General features: G+C 65.6%; 18 protein-coding genes and 1 tRNA gene. 11 read left to right on the top strand and 8 right to left on the bottom strand.

Going from position 1 to position 17,068, the window contains the following annotated elements:
- Positions 1-91: 91 nt before the first annotated feature.
- Positions 92-970, bottom strand: a complete 879-nt coding sequence (locus ASF53_RS00090) for a transglutaminase family protein (protein WP_056191994.1) — start codon at positions 968-970, stop codon at positions 92-94.
- Positions 971-1,333: 363 nt separating this feature from the next.
- The gene (locus ASF53_RS26200; protein WP_200943143.1) at positions 1,334-1,846 is read right to left on the bottom strand and encodes a hypothetical protein; all 513 of its coding nucleotides are present in this window, start codon (positions 1,844-1,846) and stop codon (positions 1,334-1,336) included.
- A gap of 225 nt (positions 1,847-2,071) precedes the next feature.
- Between ASF53_RS26200 and ASF53_RS00080 the strand changes: the two genes are divergently transcribed.
- The 3 genes from ASF53_RS00080 to ASF53_RS00070 are packed head-to-tail and all read left to right on the top strand — an operon-like array spanning position 2,072 to position 3,189.
- Complete coding sequence (locus ASF53_RS00080) at positions 2,072-2,449, top strand: hypothetical protein (protein WP_056191989.1); 378 nt, start codon at positions 2,072-2,074, stop codon at positions 2,447-2,449.
- A gap of 7 nt (positions 2,450-2,456) precedes the next feature.
- Complete coding sequence (locus ASF53_RS00075; protein ID WP_056191986.1) at positions 2,457-2,897, top strand: hypothetical protein; 441 nt, start codon at positions 2,457-2,459, stop codon at positions 2,895-2,897.
- Between the two features lie 40 nt (positions 2,898-2,937).
- On the top strand, positions 2,938-3,189 hold the full coding sequence (locus ASF53_RS00070; protein WP_056191982.1) for a hypothetical protein: 252 nt from the start codon (positions 2,938-2,940) through the stop codon (positions 3,187-3,189).
- A 113-nt stretch (positions 3,190-3,302) separates the two neighbouring features.
- Here ASF53_RS00070 and ASF53_RS00065 read toward each other — a convergent pair whose 3' ends face one another.
- The 5 genes from ASF53_RS00065 to map form a co-directional block, all read right to left on the bottom strand.
- Complete coding sequence (locus ASF53_RS00065; RefSeq protein ID WP_056193736.1) at positions 3,303-4,766, bottom strand: MFS transporter; 1,464 nt, start codon at positions 4,764-4,766, stop codon at positions 3,303-3,305.
- Positions 4,767-5,417: 651 nt separating this feature from the next.
- On the bottom strand, positions 5,418-6,362 hold the full coding sequence (locus tag ASF53_RS00060) for an alpha-E domain-containing protein (protein ID WP_056191979.1): 945 nt from the start codon (positions 6,360-6,362) through the stop codon (positions 5,418-5,420).
- A gap of 107 nt (positions 6,363-6,469) precedes the next feature.
- Complete coding sequence (locus tag ASF53_RS00055) at positions 6,470-7,909, bottom strand: circularly permuted type 2 ATP-grasp protein (RefSeq protein WP_056191976.1); 1,440 nt, start codon at positions 7,907-7,909, stop codon at positions 6,470-6,472.
- 302 nt (positions 7,910-8,211) lie between these two features.
- On the bottom strand, positions 8,212-8,958 hold the full coding sequence (gene radC, locus ASF53_RS00050) for a RadC family protein (protein WP_056191974.1): 747 nt from the start codon (positions 8,956-8,958) through the stop codon (positions 8,212-8,214).
- A gap of 14 nt (positions 8,959-8,972) precedes the next feature.
- Entirely contained in the window at positions 8,973-9,827 is an 855-nt protein-coding gene (gene map / locus ASF53_RS00045) for a type I methionyl aminopeptidase (RefSeq protein WP_056191970.1), read from the bottom strand.
- A gap of 467 nt (positions 9,828-10,294) precedes the next feature.
- Between map and ASF53_RS00040 the strand changes: the two genes are divergently transcribed.
- The 8 genes from ASF53_RS00040 to ASF53_RS24585 all read left to right on the top strand — a co-directional run bounded on the left by ASF53_RS00040 (position 10,295) and on the right by ASF53_RS24585 (position 15,686).
- A complete protein-coding gene (locus ASF53_RS00040; protein ID WP_056191967.1) occupies positions 10,295-10,723 on the top strand; it encodes a bleomycin resistance protein in 429 nt (142 codons plus the stop codon).
- Between the two features lie 231 nt (positions 10,724-10,954).
- On the top strand, positions 10,955-11,221 hold the full coding sequence (locus ASF53_RS00035; protein ID WP_056191964.1) for a zinc-finger domain-containing protein: 267 nt from the start codon (positions 10,955-10,957) through the stop codon (positions 11,219-11,221).
- 16 nt (positions 11,222-11,237) lie between these two features.
- On the top strand, positions 11,238-12,425 hold the full coding sequence (locus ASF53_RS00030) for an FAD-dependent oxidoreductase (protein ID WP_056191961.1): 1,188 nt from the start codon (positions 11,238-11,240) through the stop codon (positions 12,423-12,425).
- Positions 12,426-12,459: 34 nt separating this feature from the next.
- Positions 12,460-12,546, top strand: a tRNA-Leu gene (locus ASF53_RS00025).
- A 45-nt stretch (positions 12,547-12,591) separates the two neighbouring features.
- Positions 12,592-13,968: a site-specific integrase gene (locus tag ASF53_RS25485; RefSeq protein ID WP_156635310.1), complete on the top strand. Its 1,377-nt coding sequence runs from the start codon at positions 12,592-12,594 to the stop codon at positions 13,966-13,968.
- A complete protein-coding gene (locus ASF53_RS25480) occupies positions 13,898-14,128 on the top strand; it encodes a hypothetical protein (RefSeq protein WP_156635308.1) in 231 nt (76 codons plus the stop codon). The genes ASF53_RS25485 and ASF53_RS25480 overlap by 71 nt, the downstream gene beginning before the upstream one ends.
- 111 nt (positions 14,129-14,239) lie before the next feature.
- The gene (locus ASF53_RS24590; protein WP_082482265.1) at positions 14,240-14,623 is read left to right on the top strand and encodes an RNase H family protein; all 384 of its coding nucleotides are present in this window, start codon (positions 14,240-14,242) and stop codon (positions 14,621-14,623) included.
- A gap of 82 nt (positions 14,624-14,705) precedes the next feature.
- Positions 14,706-15,686: an AlbA family DNA-binding domain-containing protein gene (locus tag ASF53_RS24585; RefSeq protein WP_082482264.1), complete on the top strand. Its 981-nt coding sequence runs from the start codon at positions 14,706-14,708 to the stop codon at positions 15,684-15,686.
- Between the two features lie 458 nt (positions 15,687-16,144).
- On the opposite strand, the gene ASF53_RS00005 is transcribed toward ASF53_RS24585, so the two are convergent.
- On the bottom strand, positions 16,145-16,957 hold the full coding sequence (locus tag ASF53_RS00005) for an IS5 family transposase (RefSeq protein WP_056191948.1): 813 nt from the start codon (positions 16,955-16,957) through the stop codon (positions 16,145-16,147).
- Positions 16,958-17,068 lie beyond the last annotated feature (111 nt).

The following is a 17,068-nucleotide window of genomic DNA, read 5'->3' as shown; positions in this document are numbered from 1 at the left end:
CCGGGCAGGTTCGGGCGGCCCGCATCGCACGCTCGGAGCCGGCCCGGCAAGATAACTTTTTTAAAAGCCGGGCCCAAGGCCCGGTGCCCGTTCAGCTTTGGCCCGAGCTCTGACTCTGGCTCTGCTGACCGTGGCCCTGAGACTGCGCTTGGTGCTGCGACTGCACCTGCTCGACCCGCAGGGCCACATCGAGAGTTTCGGTGCCTCCACCGACGCGGCTGCCGCGGATCGGCGCGGCGCCGAGATAGTCGAGGCCGACGGCGACGCGCACATGCGCCTCGGTCGCGGAGATGCCGTTGGCCGGGTCGAACCCGATCCAGCCGAGGCCCGGCACCAGCGATTCCGCCCAGGCATGCCCCGCCTTCTGGTCGTCGGCGCCGTCGTCGCGGCGGAAATAGCCGGAGACGTAGCGGGACGGGATCTCCAAGTGCCGGGCAGCGGCGAGGAAGATGTGGGTGAGATCCTGGCACACGCCCTTCCCGACCTCGAAGGATTGGGCGGCACTGGTGCTGGCGCTGGTCGGGCCCGGCTCGAAGGTCACGGCATCGTGGACGGCGGCGAGCAAGCGGTGCAGCACCGGCAGCGCCTCACGCTCGCCCTTACCCGCGACCTTCTCCGCGAAGGTCTTGAGTTCGGCGCTCGCCTCGGTGAGGGGGGTGTCGCGCAGGTAGAACAGGTCGGGCAGGCGCTCCACCGCGCCGCGCACGACGCCGCTGGTCTCGAAGGTTTCGATCTCGCCGGTCACCCGCACGGTGAGCGCGTCGGTGGGATCGTCGGCGGTGAACCAGTGGACGAGATTGCCGAACCCGTCCTCGCGAGCGGTGAGCCGTCCGTTGACGGAGGGCTCGATCCGCCACTCGCGCACATGCTGACCGTCATGGTCACGGGGGGTCAGCCGCAGGATCTGAATCAGGCCCCGCGCGGGCTGCTGGTAGGTATAGACCGTATCGTGGACGATCCGGATGCGCATGCCTTGATCCTGCCGGGACAACTCGCGGCAAGCTAGGGCAAGGACCGCGCTTTGGAAATCGGGAGGCTTGCTCAAAGCTTTGGCAGAGCGCGTTTTCTCGGCGCCTCCCGTCACGGCACCGGCCCGGAGCGGTGCTGCGAAACGAGGTAGGGAGAACGCTCCGAGCGAGGGATTCGGTACGCGAACAGCCCTGCCAACGGCGGACTGAGCTGACTTGGCCCTGAGTCCGGCAACGGCCCGGAACGATATGGCGGGGAGCACCGTTTCTGGCGCCCGAGCCGACAGCTCACGCCGCCGGGAGACGATTCAACGGGTCATCGCAATCCTGCGACCTCGATTTTGCACTTCGCTCTCGTCGCCCCGTTACGACGAAGCGGACAGTTTTTGCCATTTCAAATAAAAGCCTGCGTTAATCTGCCGTTCATTGCAGCGTTTTGTTCGATTTCGATGCAGATTTTCTGGAACGGTATTCCGGACCCCTCCGTTCTTGGTCCCGCAACAACCGAAACACTTGGAGGAATACATGCTCAAGCATATTCGTCTTGCCGCTCTCGCCAGCACCTTCGTCATCGGCGGCGCCGCGCTCGCGTTGGCGCAGTCGTCCTCGACGACCGGCACCGGCGGCTCGTCGGCGGGCGGCGGCACCAGCTCCTCGACGGTGGGGACCGGTGGGTCTTCGGCCGGTTCGGGTGGCGGCTCTGGCTCGACGATCGGCACCGGTGGCTCCTCGGCCGGCGGCGGCACCAGCTCCTCGACGGTCGGCACGGGCGGATCTTCGGCCGGCAAGAGCGGCAGCGGTTCGTCGATGGGGAGCGGCAGCGGCTCCTCGATGGGCTCGGGCGGCTCCTCGTCGGGCACGTCCGACAGCGCGGGCAAGTCTGGCAGCGCGCCGGGTCATGACAAGAGCGGCCCCGGAAACTCGGAGAACGCTCCGGGTCACAACAAGCGCTAAGCCTCGGCCAGCGTGACTGCGGGCGCGGTTCATCCGAACCGCGCCCGTCTCAGAGGGCCTCACACCACGTCCGGGCGCCGACCATCGCCACTGCGGCTGCGGCATGCGGGTCTTGTGAGGGGCACTCAGAATCTGAGGAGAGACGCACCATGGCACGTGTGATCCGACCGTTTCTCGGCGCCGCCTTCGTTCTGGCCGGCATCGCCGCGAGTCAGGCGCAGACCAGCACCGTCCAGACGGGCCCGAACGGTGTCGCGGGCAGCACGACCGTCACGACCGGCCCCAACGGCAAGCCGTGCCGGATCGTCCAATCCGACGATGCCAACACCTCCGGCACGCTGTCGAGTTCGGTCACGGCCGGCCCCGACGGGGTGAAGAGTTCCACCACCGGAGGCCCGTCCGTGACGACGCGATCGGGCAGCGGCACGACCAGCAGTTCCGCCTCCAGTTCGAGCACCGGCAACGGCAGCACGATGACGACGACTGGTGACGGCGACTGTGTGGTCACCGTGCCGAGCAAGAAGTGAGGGTTCGATGAGCATCGCCAAGACAATCACCCGGACGACGGCGCTCGCCGTCCTCATCCTCGCCCCGGCCCTCGCGCAGGCGCAGGGCAGCGCCACGGCGGGCAGCGCCGGCTCGGCGGCGTCCGGCGACACTTCCGCCTCGACCGTCGGCACCGGTGGCACCTCGACCGGTGCGAATGGCGGCACCGGCTCGTCGCTAGCGACCGGTGGCAGCTCCGCCGGCGGCAAGACCATGGACCGCTCGCATGTGAACGCGACCGGGAATGGCGGCCTCAACGGCCAGTCCAAATCCATGTCCCATGACGGCGGCACGTTCTCGAAGTCGCAGACCAAGACCAAGGTCCGCGATGGGGAGAGCGTCGAGTCGCGCACCAAGACCATGTCCCACGAGCCCGGCTCGAAGCCCGTGAAATCGACCACCACCACGGGCGCGACGACCGGCCAGTGAGGCCGAACCGATTTTCTCCCATGCGACCACAGGAGGCCCGATGCTGCGCAAATCGACCCTGACCCTTCTGTCCGTGCTGGCCTTTGCCGGCGGCATCCTCGGCACCAGTTCGGCCGCCATGGCTGACCCGCCCTGGGCGCGCGATGGGCGCGGCTTCCATCGCGGCGGTCCGCCGCCCTGGGCGCCCGCCCATGGATGGCGGCGCAAGCACGATTTCGGCGGCCATTATGGCCGGCCGTATCGCGATTCCCGGTATGGCGCGGGACGTCGATACGACCGGTACGGTTACTGACCGCACGGCGCTCCGCTTCGAGCGGGCTCGGTCTGACCGGAAGCCCCTGGACGACGTGAGAGCGACAAAGCCGTGCCCGGTGAATCGGGCACGGCTTCCGGCACGTGCGCTGTTCAGGCCATCTGGCCGCGAATGGCGGCACCCGGCACCGGCCCGACCGAACCTGGATTGTCACTCTCGACGAGGTCGTGCGCCTCCTGCACGCTCGCCGCGGCCGGCGGCGACCCCCACATGCTCTTCCCGTTGGGTTCGCGGATGAGCAGGATCGAGACCACGCCGATCACGCCGGCAATCATCAGGTAATAGGCGGGCCAGTTGAGGTCGCCGGTATAGGCCACGAGCGATCCGACGACGACCGACGTCGTTCCGGCAAAGAGCGAGACGGAGACGTTGAACGAAATCGACAGACCGCTCGCCCGCAGATTCGTGGGGAAGAGAGCCGGCAGGGTCGAGGGCATTGTGGCGCTGAAGCAGATCAGCAGCAGCCCCATGATCAGCAGGCCGAGGAAGACCGCGGCCTCGCTCTGACTGCGGATCAGCAGGATCATCGGCAGAGCCAGGACGACGAGGCCGACGGCCCCGGCCAGCGCGAAGGGCTTGCGTCCGAACCGGTCGGACAGGCGGCCGATGAAGGGGATCGACAGGAGCGCGAGCACCATCACCGTGATCTGCAGAACCTGCGACTCCGTCGCCGAGATGCCGCCGGCCTGCTGCATCATCGGCAAGGTCTGCGTGACGTAGGTCGGCATGTAGGAGGTCAGCATGTAGTTCGGCACGTTCCAGGCCAGGGCGAGCCCCATGCAGACGAGAACGTAGGGCCAGAGGACCAGAATATCCTTCGCGGTCTGTCCCGCGCGCAGGCGCTTCTCGCGATCCTCGGTCTCCTGCTCGAGCGCGGCAAAGGCGGGGGTCTCGGCGAGCTGCGAACGCAGGTAGACGCCGACGAGGCCGAGCGGCAGGGCCAGGAAGAAGGGCAGACGCCAGCCCCAATCGAGCAATTGCTGCTCGGTGAGGGCGAGACCCGCCACGGTCACGACGATCGCGCCCAGCAGGTAGCCGGTGAAGGTGCCGAACTCCAACCAACTGCCGAGATAGCCGCGCCGCCGGTCGGGGGCGTACTCGGCGATGAAGGTCATGGCGCTCCCATACTCGCCGCCGGTGGAGAAGCCCTGGATCAGGCGGGCGACCAGAAGGAGCAGGGGCGCGACAATGCCGATGCTCTCCTGACTGGGGATGCAGCCGATCGCGAAGGTGCCGACGGCCATTAGGATCATCGTGGCCGCGAGAACCTTGTTGCGGCCGATCCGGTCGGCCAGCGGGCCGAAGAACATGCCGCCGAGCGGCCGGATCAGGAAGGCGACGGCAAACAGCCCGAAGGTCGCGATTTCCCCCATCGTGTGGGAGAGATTCGAGAAGAACACCTTCTGAATCGTCGGCTCGAAGAACGCATAAACGCCGAAATCATACCATTCGGCGACATTCCCGATCGAAGCCGCCGAGATCGCGCGCCGGATCGTCGAAGGCTCGGTGACGGTACAGTCCGAGGCCTTCCAATCCTTCTCAGCATCAACATGCATCGACAGCATCGTTTGCAGATCCTCACAGAGCCAGCCGAGCAGAACAGGATTTGGGCAGGACATTCATGGCGCAGAGGCGCCACCCGTTCTTCGAGCGCAGCAGCGGTCGAACGGGATTTGATTTCCATCGGAGGACGGCCGGCGATCATCTCCCCAGAATGTACGATCGATTATTTTTATTCTTTGGGGCCGTGCCGAGTGCCCGCTCAGGCTACGACCTGCGACAATTTTGATGGAGTGACCGAGCCGGACTTGCCGTGAACCGACACATTTTTTCGGATTTTTTGCCCGGTCGAGTGTTTTACTCGACAAACCTGATGTGCAGCGCAGCAATATGGCCACCGACTTTGGCCTTGCACGCACAAGCGAGAGCTTCAGGAGTCATCACACGATGGCGAGGGGCGGATATCCGAATCGCGCGCGGCGGCACTCTCAAAGCCTGCTCGCCTGCGTGATGTTGGGCAGATCCGGCGTGCCTCAAACTGCGGCGCCGCGCGATCGCCCGGCCTCGGAGCCCGGTGGACAACCGCCTTCAGGCTGGCTTTTCGAGCGCCTGGCCCCCAGCGGTCGGTGTCTTGGCGCGGGCACCGCACGGGCTTGCCGATACGGCGTCCGCTCTATCGAAACGGACGCCGTATCGGCCGGTACTTCTCACACCAGATACTGGTCGCTGATGGCCGCGCCGAGACTGTTGTTCTCGACGATGAAGCCCTGGATGAACTCGTGGAGGCCGGAGGCGAAGATGCGCTCGATATCGGCGCTGCGCAGCTTCGCCCGCAGATTGCTCGCCAGACGCTGGCTCTCGCCACGGCGGCCGTAGGCGTCGGCGATCAGATCGAGATGCTCCACCAGCATCCGGTAGCAGCTCGCGAGGGAGCGCGGCATTTCGGGGTTGAGGATCAGCAGGTCGGCGACGAGCACCGGCTTGATGCTCTCGCGGTAGACCCAGTGATAGGCGTTGAAGGCCGAGACCTCGCGCAGGATCGTCGTCCACTGGAAGTAGTCGAGCGAGCCGCCGACCCGCTCCGAGGCCGGCAGCAGGATCTGGTACTTCACGTCGAGAATGCGCGCGGTGTTGTCCGCCCGCTCGATCGCCGTGCCGGCGCGGGTGAACCAGTAGGCGTCGTTGCGCAGCATCGTCCGGTAGGCCGAGCCGTCGAAGGTCAGCGAGACGCGCTTCACCCAATCGAGGAATTGCGTGAACTCGTCGCGCGAGAGGTCGCGGCCCTCGTAGGACCGCAGTTCGAGATAGGCGCCGTTGATCGTGTCCCACATCTCGGTGGTAAGCGCCGTGCGGATCGAGCGGGCGTTCTCCCGCGCCGTGGCGATGCAGGAGCGGATCGAGGACGGGTTGTGGGGCGAGAAGGCGAGGAAGTTACAGACCGTGTGCTCGTTGACCGAATCGTAGAGCGTCTTGAACAGCTCGGGATCGCCCGCCGAGGACAGGGCCGAGGCCCATTCGTTCGAGGTGCGCCCGCCATAGCTTGACGGCAGGGCGGCCAGCCGCAGGGCCGCATCGAGGATGCGGGCCAGAAAATCCGCACGCTCGGCGTAGCGCGAGAGCCAGTAGAGGTTGTCGGCAGTCCGGGACAGCATGGCGTCAGCTCGCGGGCGCGTTGGCGACCAGGGCGGCAGATGCGCGGTGTTTCATCACCGTCGCTGCCCGGCCCGCCTGAAGATTGGATAAGAATCGGGCGAAACGCTCAGGCATCGAGCACCCAGGTATCCTTGGTGCCGCCGCCCTGGCTCGAATTGACCACGAGCGAGCCTTCCTTGAGCGCGACCCGGGTCAGGCCGCCGGGCACGATGCGGATCTCGTCGGCACCCGCCAGCACGAAGGGCCGCAAATCGACGTGGCGCGGGGCAACGCCCGAGGCGACGAAGGTCGGGCAGGTGGAGAGCGAGAGCGTCGGCTGGGCGATGAAGTTGTCGGGCGCGTGCCGCAGCTTCTTGGCAAACTCGTCGATCTCGCGCCGCGTGGCGTGCGGGCCGACCAGCATGCCGTAGCCGCCCGAGCCGTTGACCTCCTTGACCACGAGATCCTTGAGGTTGTCCATCACGTAGGAAAAGGCCTCCTTTTCCCGGCAGCGATGGGTCGGCACGTTGTGCAGGATCGGGTCTTCGCCGGTGAAGAACTTCACGATTTCCGGCATGTAGCTGTAGACGGCCTTGTCGTCCGAGATGCCGGTGCCGACCGCGTTCGACAACGTGACATTGCCCCGCTCGTAGGCGTTCATCAGCCCCGGCACGCCGAGCACCGAATCCGGCCGGAATACCAGCGGATCGAGGAAATCGTCGTCGAGGCGGCGGTAGATCACATCGACGCGGCGCGGACCTTCGGTCGTGCGCATGTAGACGACCTCGTCCTTGGTGAAGAGGTCGCCCGCCTCCACCAGCTCGACGCCGAGTTTGTCGGCCAGGAACGAGTGCTCGTAGAAGGCCGAGTTGTAGCGGCCGGGGGTCAGCAGCACCACGGTCGGGTCGCGGGTGGCGGAAGCCGGGGCGAGGCTGCGCAGGGTCGCGAGCAGGGCGTCGGGATAGTTCTCGACCGGGGCGACGCGGTGGCGCGAGAACAGCTCGGGGAAGAGCCGCATCATCACCTCGCGGTTCTCCAGCATGTAGGAGACGCCGGACGGGGTGCGGGCGTTGTCCTCCAGCACGAAGAAGTCCTTCTCGCCGGTCCGCACGATGTCGATGCCGGCGATGTGGACATAGAGGTCGTGCGGCACGTCGAAGGCGCGCATCTCCATGCGGTAATGCGGGTTGCGGTAGACGAGGTCGGGCGGGATGATCCCCGCCTTGATGCATTCCTCGGCGCCGTAGATGTCGTTGATGAAGGCGTTCAGCGCGGTGACCCGCTGCTTGAGGCCGCGCTCCAGAAAATCCCATTCGGGCTTGGTCAGCACCCGCGGGATGATGTCGAACGGGATCAGCCGCTCGGTCGATTCGTTGGCACCATAGACCGCGAAGGTGATGCCGATGCGCCGGAACAGCATCTCGGCCTGGCTGCGGCGGGTGTTGAAATGCTCCGGCGGCGTCTTGTCGAGCCACGTTTTGAGGATGTCATAGGCCTCGCGCACGGCCGCCGGTTCGAGCTGCCCCGCCCCGCCCCCGTTCATCTCGTCGAACGCCGTGTGCGCCATCCGCGCGATTCCCCCTGATGTCTCGCGTTGCCGGAGCAAGAGGCAGGCCACGCGGCAGGTGTCCTGCCCGCCCTGAAACTGTCCCCTCCCCGGCTGCCGCGGCACGAGGCGCCGCGGGCAGGAGATCGCCCCACGCGCTCATCGATGCGAGCGACACGGGACGACCCTCCGGTCGATGTAGCGGACACCGCGCTCAAGCCTATCCCTGAGAGCGACGCCCTGTTGCAGGTTTATGCAACTAGTCAGGGAAATGCCTCCGGACATGCCAAGCTCTGCGGGTCTCGGTCGGACGGCCGGGCGCCTCAGAACAGCTTGAGCCCTTTCAGGCTGGCATGTCCGTCACGGCCGAGGATGACGTGGTCGTGCACCACGATGCCGAGGGGATCGAGCACCGAAACGATCTCCCGCGTCATGCGGATGTCGGCCTTCGAGGGCGTCGGGTCGCCGGACGGGTGGTTGTGGGCCAGGATGATCGCGGTGGAGGCAAGTTCGAGCGCGCGTCGTGCCACCTCGCGGGGATAGACCGGCGTGTGATCGACGGTGCCGCGGCCCTGCACCTCGTCGGCGATCAGGTGGTTGCGCCGGTCGAGGAACAGCACCCGGAACTCTTCGCGGCCCGAAAAGGCCATGGTGGCGCGCAGATACTCGATCAGGGCGCCCCACGACGACAGCAGCGGGCGGGCGGCGATGGCACCGCGGGCCAGCCGGCGGCCGGCGGCCTCGACGAGTTTCAGGTCGGCGGCGACACCGGCACTGACGCCCTCCACCTCGATGAGCCGGGCGGGCTCGGCGCTAACGACTTCGGCAAACGAGCCGAAGCGTTGGATCAGCGCCTTGGCCAGCGGCTTCACATCCCGCCGCGGAATCGACCGGAACAGCGTGAGTTCGAGCAGTTCGTAATCGGCCAGTGCCTCGGCGCCGGCTTGGGCGAAGCGGGCGCGCAGGCGCTCGCGGTGGCCGTGATAATGCGGCGTCTCCTCGGCGGGCGCGGGAGCCGCCGCCTCGGCAAGGCCCGGCAGGGCGGGCGGTTCGGCCGTCCGGCGGGCCATCTCCCGGCGGGCCGTCAGTCGGCCTGCGGGCCGTTCGCCTCGAGACCATGCGGCTTGGGCTGGTCGAGGCCCTTGGGCGAGAGCGTGAAGATCTCGCAGCCATCTTCCGTCACCGCCACAGTGTGCTCGAACTGCGCGGAGAGCGAGCGGTCGCGGGTCACGGCGGTCCAGCCGTCGGAGAGCACCTTCACCGCGGGCCGGCCGAGATTGATCATCGGCTCGATGGTGAAGAATTGGCCGGCCTTGAGCGGCACGTCGTAGCTCGCCTCGACGTAGTGCAGGATGGTCGGCGCGTCGTGGTAGACGCGGCCGAGCCCGTGGCCGCAGAAATCGCGCACCACCGAGCAGCGCTCGGATTCCGCGTAGGTCTGGATCGCGCGGCCGATATCGGTGGTGGAGCCGCCGGGCTTCACCGCGCGAATGCCGCGCATCAGCGCCTCGTAGGTGATCTCGCACAGGCGCTGCGCCTTGCGCGGCACCTCGCCGATATAGGCCATGCGGCTCGAATCCCCGTGCCAGCCGTCGAGGATCAGGCAGCAATCGAGGTTGACGATGTCGCCGTCGCGCAGGGGCTTGTCGTTGGGGATGCCGTGGCAAACGACATGGTTGATCGAGGTGCAGATCGACTTGCGGTAGCCGCGGTAGAACAGCGAGGCCGGATAAGCGCCGTGATCCATGCCGAACTCGAAGGCGAGCTTGTCGAGATACTCCGTGGTCACGCCGGGCTGGGCGGCTTCGACCAGGAGATCGAGCGCCTCCGCGGTCAGGCGCCCGGCACGGCGCATCCCCTCGAACCCCTCCGGCCCGTGGATCGGCGGCTCCGGGGCGCGGCGCGCGCCTTCGGCGACGGCTTGCTCTTCACGGCTCATGGGGATCGGGCGCTTAGCGAGGGACGTTCGAGGCGGACGCCCCCGTCTTACGCCGCCCCAGGGCCGGCGCCAACCCGGACGCAAACATCGCTGCCGCTGCATCGCCCTGCTTGCCAAGGCAAAGGAGGATCGCGCGTTTGACCTGGCGCCGACGGGGTGACCACGCCCTCAGATCCCCACGGCAAAGAAGCCCCGGCTCCGTCCGCCCCCCGGCGGCTCTGGCTCAGAAGGTTTCGAACGTCGCCACGCCAGAACCGTTGCGCTCGCGGCGCTATCCAGAAATTTCGGCACTTCCAGATCGACGATTGACCTTGATCGAGCCCTCTCAAGCTCGGACTTGGCTGATATTACATATCCCTCCTCTACTAAATTTCATTTTGCCCGATAATTCATTGATTTCAAGCGAGCTGCATTGCGCCGAGAGAGCCAGTCAGCAGAAACTGACACAACAGAATAAGGATAATTAGATGATCGAAGAAAAATGGGCGGCCCTTGTACCAGATCTCGTATGTGAATATATTGAAACCAGTCAGAGGTTATACTGTGACATCATCGGCTTCTCAGTCCGGTTCGTGAGGCCGGAAGATAAGTTCGCCTATCTCGATCTAGGCGGAGCGCAGCTCATGCTGGAGCAGCTGCACGCCGAATGCTGGATAACAGCCCCCCTCGATCGCCCCTTCGGCCGCGGCATGAACCTTCAGATCGAAGTCCCCGAAGTCGCGCCAATCCACGCCCGACTCAGAGCGGCAGGACTCCCGGTCTTCGAGGAGCCCAAAGAAGCTTGGTATCGCGCCGAGGACATAGAACACGGACAGATCGAGATGTTGGTGCAGGACCCGGACGGGTACCTTTTACGGTTCGTCGAGGTACTCGAACCGCGCACACTAACCGACTAGCTTTGCACCATCGAAGCTTGTTCTCGGACCATGGTCTTATGGGCACCGGTCCGACGGAGGCACACGGACGTCAAAGCGGTCCCTGTTGATGTGGGCGTCCGGTTTGCGCCAGAGCGCCAAGGTCCGCCTGACAGCCCAGCGGCTCTACGCACCGTCAGGTGCTTAGGGGCCGGCCCCTAGGCGTGCGGCCGCGAACGCGCTAGACCACGGCCTCGGTTTCAGGGACGTGCGATGGCTGACAAGGCGGTTCCCCACTTCCACAATCAGGCCGGCATGAGCGTGATCGCGGTGGGCTCCAAGGAGTTCATGTGCATCGGGGCGCTGCCGCCCTTCGATCATCCGCATGTCTTCCTCGACATGGGCAGCGATACCGAGATCATCTGCCAGTACTGCTCGACCCTGTTCCGCTACGACCCGAAGCTGAAGGCGGGCACGGCGGAGCCGGCGGGTTGCGTGTGGCACGACGAGACGCCCGACACGACCTCCAAGGCCGCCTGACCGGGGCGGGCCGTCCGTGGCGGCGCTCTCCATCGTCATCGTCGGCGCCGGGATCGGCGGGCTCACCGCCGCGCTTTCGCTCGCCGGGGCCGGCCATACCGTCACGCTGATCGAGCGGCGCACCGGGTTCTCCGAGGTCGGCGCCGGCCTCCAGCTCTCACCGAACGCCAGCGCGGTGCTGATCGGCCTCGGGCTCGGTGCGGCCCTGCGCCGGGCCGGCGACGAGCCGCCCGGCGTCACCGTGCGCGCCCTGACCACCGGCCGCGTCATCGGCGGCATCCGCTTGGGCGCGAGCATCCGCGAGCGTCACGGCGCGCCCTACTACGTTCTGCATCGCGCCGACCTGCAGACGATCCTGCTCGATGCCGTGCGCGGGCGCCCCGGCATCCGCCTCAGCGTCGGGCGCGAGGTCTCGGGCCTCAGCGAGACCGAGGACGGCGTCAGTCTGACGGTGCGCACCATCGATGGGGACCGTACCGAGACCCTGAACGCCGACCTCGTCATCGGCGCCGACGGCGTGCGCTCGAGCCTGCGCCAGCATTTCGACACACGCCCGCTGCGGCTTCACCGCCAAGCGGCGTGGCGGGCGGTGATCCCGCGCGAGGCCGCGCCCGAAGCGCTTCAGGGCGCCGAGACGGGGCTCTGGCTGGGGCACCGGCGCCACGTCGTCCATTACCCGATCAACGGCGGCAAGCGGCTCAATGTCGTGGCGATCGTCCCCGAGCGCGAGGGCGACGAGGATTGGGGCCGGATCGGCGACCCGATGGTCCTGCGCGACCATTTTCCCGATGCGGCCCCGCCGCTGACGGAGCTGCTGACCCTGCCCGATAGCTGGATGGTGTGGTCGCTGGTGGACCGGCCGGCGGTGCGGCCGATGGCACGGGGTCGGATCGCGCTTCTGGGCGATGCCGCCCATCCGGTGCTGCCATTCCTGGCCCAGGGCGCGGCGCTCGCCATTGAGGACGCGGCGGTGCTGGCCGCGAGCCTGTCGGCCCAGGCGAGCGTGCCCGAGGCGCTGGCGGCCTATGCCGCGGCGCGCCAGTCCCGCGTGCGCGCGGTGCAGCGGGCCGCTCGCCGTAACGGGCGCTTCTACCATGCCGGCCGGCTGATCAGCTTCGCCCGGGACACGGTGATGCGCCGCACCGGCCCCGAAGGCATGAGCGCGCGCTACGCCTGGGTCTACGGCTGGCACCCACCCGCTTGATCTGGCCTCCCCGGACCGCTACCGCTGCCGGGATGCGGACGTGGCGAAACCGGTAGACGCACGAGACTTAAAATCTTGCGGCCGCAAGGCTGTGCGGGTTCGAGTCCCGCCGTCCGCACCAAACTGTTGAAATTGTAAGCACCATCAGTAACACACTGAGACACAGGTGTTTTTCGGCGCCCACCGCTACAAAGGGCGCTACAAAGTGGCCGTTCCCATGACCTCTCTGAGCCGCGCCTCGAATGGCGATTGGTTCGCCCGTAAAGGCATCCCGAAGGACATCCGAGCGGCCTACAAGGCGGCTTACGGCGTGGCCCGGGAGGAGCGTTTCCGTCGCCCTGGGAGCCTGTCCACAGGCGCGGCGAAGGCTGAGCTACGAGATTGGAACGCGACCGTAACGGGCCGCATCGAGGCGCTGAGAGCAGCGACGAGGGGCGAGGGTCACGGGCTCACGCCGCGCGAGGCGCACGGGCTGGCGGGCCAGTGGTACGCGTGGTTCGTTGCCCGCCACGAGGATGAGCCCGAGGGCGTAGGCGAAGACATCATCGAGCGACTTGAGGCGGCCCGCTCCTGGGGCTCACGCCACGAGGACGACGAAGAGGAGACCGAGACCCAGCAGCGCCATCGGCGGGGCGTCACCAACGAAGTGGGGCGCGTCACGACCTTCCTCGGGGAACAGGGCGTCAATCTCACACAGGAGGCCACGGATGCCCTCCTCGACATCGTGGAGCGCGACCTAGCTGCCGCCGCTGCCGCGCTCAGGCGGCGCGCTGAGGGCAACTACGCCCCCGACCCCCATGCCGAGAAGCGCCCCGACTTCGTCCCGAAGCGGACGGCGAAGGTTTCGGGCCTCACGTGCTGGTCCCTCTTCGAGGCGTGGGTCTTCGAGCGCAAACCTGGGGCCTCCACCGTGAACCGCTGGCGAGCCGTGTTCAGGGGAATGGAGGCGCATTTCGAGGGCCGGGACATCGCGACCATCACGGGCGAGGATGCCATCGCCTGGAAGAGCACCCTCGTGACCCCGGAGCGAACGGCCGGAGTGGTCAACGACGTGTGGCTCAGGGCGGCACGCGTGGCGTTCGGCTGGGCGCGGGACAACAAGCGCATCCCGCTCAACCCCTTCGAGGGCGTGAGCGTCACGGTGGGCAAGGCCGCCCCGAAGGTACGCGAACGCGAGTTCCTCGATGAGGAGTGGCGCATCATCCTCAACGCGACCACGGCCGGATCGGAAGACCGAGGGCATCGAGGCGAACGGGCTGACCGTCCGCAACGTCATCGGCGCGGGCGATGTTTGGCACATCGTGCGGAAGGCCGATGGCGTTCCGGTGGACGACCGTTCGGACGGGGTCTTCCGCATCGCGGACTTGCAGCGTGCCCAAGCGGCGCGTCAGGCGGCGGTGGATGCCGAGACACGCCAGCGGATTACGGGGCGTTACGATCCGCTCTTCGTCATCCCCGGCACGACCATCGGCATGAGCAAGCCGAACCTGTCCGGGCACTCGCCCGCGGAGGTAAAACAGATCAACCGCAACATCGACCGTGAGAGCCCGCGCCAGCTCGAAAGCATCCGCGAGGACGCGGCGAGGACCGCCAAGGTTCAGCAGGAAGCCGAGACCGAGGGCCTGGAGCGCCTGGGCGAGGCTCTCAAGCCGAAGGCCAGCCCGTTCAAGCCGTCCATCAAGCTCCGGGACAGCAAGTGGTAACAGCCGCCGCCCGTCCGCGCATCACCATCATCACCATCACGACCCTCTCAATCACCTGGACGGGGCCCCTTCGCGGGGGCTCCGCCCATCCCTTACGCATGGAATGAACCGATGACTGAAGAGACCCCGCGAGAAGTGACCGTGACGTTCACCGGTAGCTGTAAGGGCAACCCCGGACCAGGGAACTGGAAGGCCCACCTGTGGGAGCCGGCGACCCGGAAGCAGGACACCCCGACAGGCGACGTCCCAAACACCACGAACATCCGCATGGAGCTGACGGCCGCCCTGGAAGGCGTCCTGCGCGTGAAGGCCGGTGCGAGCCTTACCATGATCGGCAGCAACTACGTGGTCCAGTGCATGAACGAGTGGATCGCCAAGTGGCAGGCGAACGGCTGGCGCAAAGGCGGCGGTGGACGGGTCGAGCACCGGGAGCTTTGGGAGGCGCTTATCGAGGCGGTGAAGAAGCACCGGAGGGTGACGTGGAGGAAGGCGTGAGCAACCACTCAGGACGGATCGCTCGGCGCTGTTCGTGCGGGATGCCTATGCTACCGTAGGGGCGTTGAAGATAGGGGCAGCAATGTTTCGCAAGCCGCTTGCCGAAGTGACGTCAGATGACATTGATGCGCTGATTGCACGAGGCGCTCAGGAAGATAGAACGCTCGAATTCAAAAAAACCCTTTCCACTAGAGACGGGGCTCCGGATACCTGGATGTCCGGTCAAGGCAAAATTGGAAATACGGCAAAGAAAGACATTACCAAGGAGCTAATAGCCTTCGCGAATACGGCAGGCGGGACCCTTATACTAGGAATCGATGAGGATGGTGATGCCCGTGCGCGTGGCGTCGTCTGCGTGCCGAATTGTCGGGAGCTTGCTGATAGGCTGGGTGCGAGCATAACCGCCAGCGTCGATCCACCACTAACATCGCTCGAAGTCCTCGGGATTGAGCGGGATGGTTTAGATGGAGTTGTCGTTTTTCGTGTGCCGCCCTCTCATGCTGCCCCGCATCGAGACAAAGATGAAAGGGAATGTTACCTCCGCATAGGGGACAAATCGGTGCCGATGACCATGCGGCAAGTGCAAGATTTATGCGTGGCAAAGGCACGGGAAAATGATTCAATCAGAGATGTTATAGAACAGCGAAGAAATGCATTTGTGATCGAACAGCCGAGCAATGCGTGGGTCAGCGATAGCGAAAATGTATCCTACCCTGTCACGCTGTGCGGCCTTCGATCATCTGCCTACCCTCTCGATAGGGTATCAATAGATGAAATAACGAGCCTCCGTCGGTACGAATTAAAAATTCCCTCGCTCTCCAGGGTAGTGGACACAACTGGAAGGACGGCAAATTTCTCACCAGGTGAGTTTCCAATTTGGAGGCCGATGCTGCGAGGGCTGCGCTCAATTGATAAGCCAGATGAGCACGACCAAATTGTTCACTCCATGCGGTACGATGGCCTAATTGATTCGACTTATGTATCGCAGCAGCGTTTATTTTCCAGCCCAACCAAATTTGGCCTTCCATATCCAAAGATACAATGGTTTTTTCACAGTCATTAATTAGGGTTGAGGTGTTTAGGTGCCTGATTGGGCGTCCGGAATTGGATTTCGCTCTAGATTTTGAATGGCGGTTTCCGTCAGGAACTCAACTCGCCATCAGGGGCGAGGACGGATATAGCGGACTCGTTTTCGTCGCTCCCATTGAGCAAAATAATAGAGTGTCGGACTATCAGATGCCGCCGAGGGGCGCGCTGAAGGACTTCTGGAACAAAGTACAAGACGATATAACTTGTTCATTTGGTCTCAGCGGGCCCGTGGGGGTTGAAATCGACTTTGACTTGGCCATTGAGGATGCGTTGAGCTTCGCGCGCAGCCAATAATGGCGCTGCACCGGGCATCGGCCCTAAGAGTCCGTCCGATAAGTCATGATGCTCGCCCGAGCCTTCGGACGAGGATCATGACGGCGGCGGCGTAGAGGAAGGCCTGGGCCGAGGCGAGGGTAGAGTCCGTCCGATAAGTCATGATGCTCGCCCGAGCCTTCGGACGAGGATCATGACGGCGGCGGCGTAGAGGAAGGCCTGGGCCGAGGCGAGGGTCGCCTCCGGGTCCTTCCAGAGGCGTCGGTTGCGGCTGATCCATCCGAAGAAGCGTTCCACCACCCATCGTCGTGGATGCACGGCGAAGCCGACCTGATCCTTCGGTTTGCGCACGATGTCGATGGTGATGACGGTGGCGGTCGCGGGTCTGTCGCCGGCATAGCCTGCATCGGCGAACGCTCTGACGATGAACGGGAAGGTCCGCCGCGACAGGCGCAGCACCGGTCCGGCCCCATCGCGATCCTGAATGTCGGCGGCCTGCGGATCGAGCACGAGGGCCCGCCCGTCTGTGTCGACCATGGCCTGACGCTTGCGGCCTTTGACCTTCTTTCCAGCGTCGTAGCCGCRCGGGCCGCCGCTCTCGGTGGTCTTCACGCTCTGGCTGTCGAGCACGGCCGCCGTCGGCGAGGCCTCGCGACCGGCCCGCTCCCGGTCGGCCATGACCAGGGTGTGGTTGATCCGCCCGAACAATCCCTCGTCCCGCCAGCGGCTGAAGTAGCCGAACGTCGTGCTGCGCGGAGGAAGATCCTTTGGGATCAACCGCCATGCGATGCCGCCGCGCAGCACGTAGAAGATTGCGTTCAAGACCTCCCGCATTGTCCAGACGGGCGGGCGACCACGCGAGGCGGGCTCTGGCATCAAGGGCGCGACCACCGCCCATTCCGTATCCGTCAGGTCGGTTTCGTATCGCAAGCGCGCACGGTTATGCTGCCGGCGAGTGGTCGGGGTCCACATGGCACGTCCAGATCAGGCTTCAGCACCCTTCTGGAATCACCGCCATCCCGGCCACTCAACCCCGGCCAGACATTATCGGACGGGCTCTCCAGACATTATCGGACGGGCTCT

It is taken from the genome of Methylobacterium sp. Leaf123 (assembly GCF_001423405.1).
GTDB lineage: Bacteria > Pseudomonadota > Alphaproteobacteria > Rhizobiales > Beijerinckiaceae > Methylobacterium.
Note: the sequence above shows the minus strand (reverse complement) of the source record. Positions and strands in the feature narration are given on the sequence as shown.

What these genes read in the sequence shown, in the direction of transcription:
- ASF53_RS00080 (WP_056191989.1), top strand. Translation starts at nt 2,072, where the DNA reads ATGGCACGTGTGATCCGACCGTTTCTCGGCGCCGCCTTCGTTCTGGCC.
- ASF53_RS24585 (WP_082482264.1), top strand. Translation starts at nt 14,706, where the DNA reads ATGTTTCGCAAGCCGCTTGCCGAAGTGACGTCAGATGACATTGATGCG.
- ASF53_RS00040 (WP_056191967.1), top strand. Translation starts at nt 10,295, where the DNA reads ATGATCGAAGAAAAATGGGCGGCCCTTGTACCAGATCTCGTATGTGAA.
- ASF53_RS00070 (WP_056191982.1), top strand. Translation starts at nt 2,938, where the DNA reads ATGCTGCGCAAATCGACCCTGACCCTTCTGTCCGTGCTGGCCTTTGCC.
- ASF53_RS00065 (WP_056193736.1), bottom strand. Translation starts at nt 4,766, where the DNA reads ATGCATGTTGATGCTGAGAAGGATTGGAAGGCCTCGGACTGTACCGTC.
- ASF53_RS00035 (WP_056191964.1), top strand. Translation starts at nt 10,955, where the DNA reads ATGGCTGACAAGGCGGTTCCCCACTTCCACAATCAGGCCGGCATGAGC.
- ASF53_RS25480 (WP_156635308.1), top strand. Translation starts at nt 13,898, where the DNA reads ATGAGCAAGCCGAACCTGTCCGGGCACTCGCCCGCGGAGGTAAAACAG.
- ASF53_RS00075 (WP_056191986.1), top strand. Translation starts at nt 2,457, where the DNA reads ATGAGCATCGCCAAGACAATCACCCGGACGACGGCGCTCGCCGTCCTC.
- radC (WP_056191974.1), bottom strand. Translation starts at nt 8,958, where the DNA reads ATGGCCCGCCGGACGGCCGAACCGCCCGCCCTGCCGGGCCTTGCCGAG.
- ASF53_RS24590 (WP_082482265.1), top strand. Translation starts at nt 14,240, where the DNA reads ATGACTGAAGAGACCCCGCGAGAAGTGACCGTGACGTTCACCGGTAGC.
- map (WP_056191970.1), bottom strand. Translation starts at nt 9,827, where the DNA reads ATGAGCCGTGAAGAGCAAGCCGTCGCCGAAGGCGCGCGCCGCGCCCCG.
- ASF53_RS00060 (WP_056191979.1), bottom strand. Translation starts at nt 6,362, where the DNA reads ATGCTGTCCCGGACTGCCGACAACCTCTACTGGCTCTCGCGCTACGCC.
- ASF53_RS00090 (WP_056191994.1), bottom strand. Translation starts at nt 970, where the DNA reads ATGCGCATCCGGATCGTCCACGATACGGTCTATACCTACCAGCAGCCC.
- ASF53_RS00055 (WP_056191976.1), bottom strand. Translation starts at nt 7,909, where the DNA reads ATGGCGCACACGGCGTTCGACGAGATGAACGGGGGCGGGGCGGGGCAG.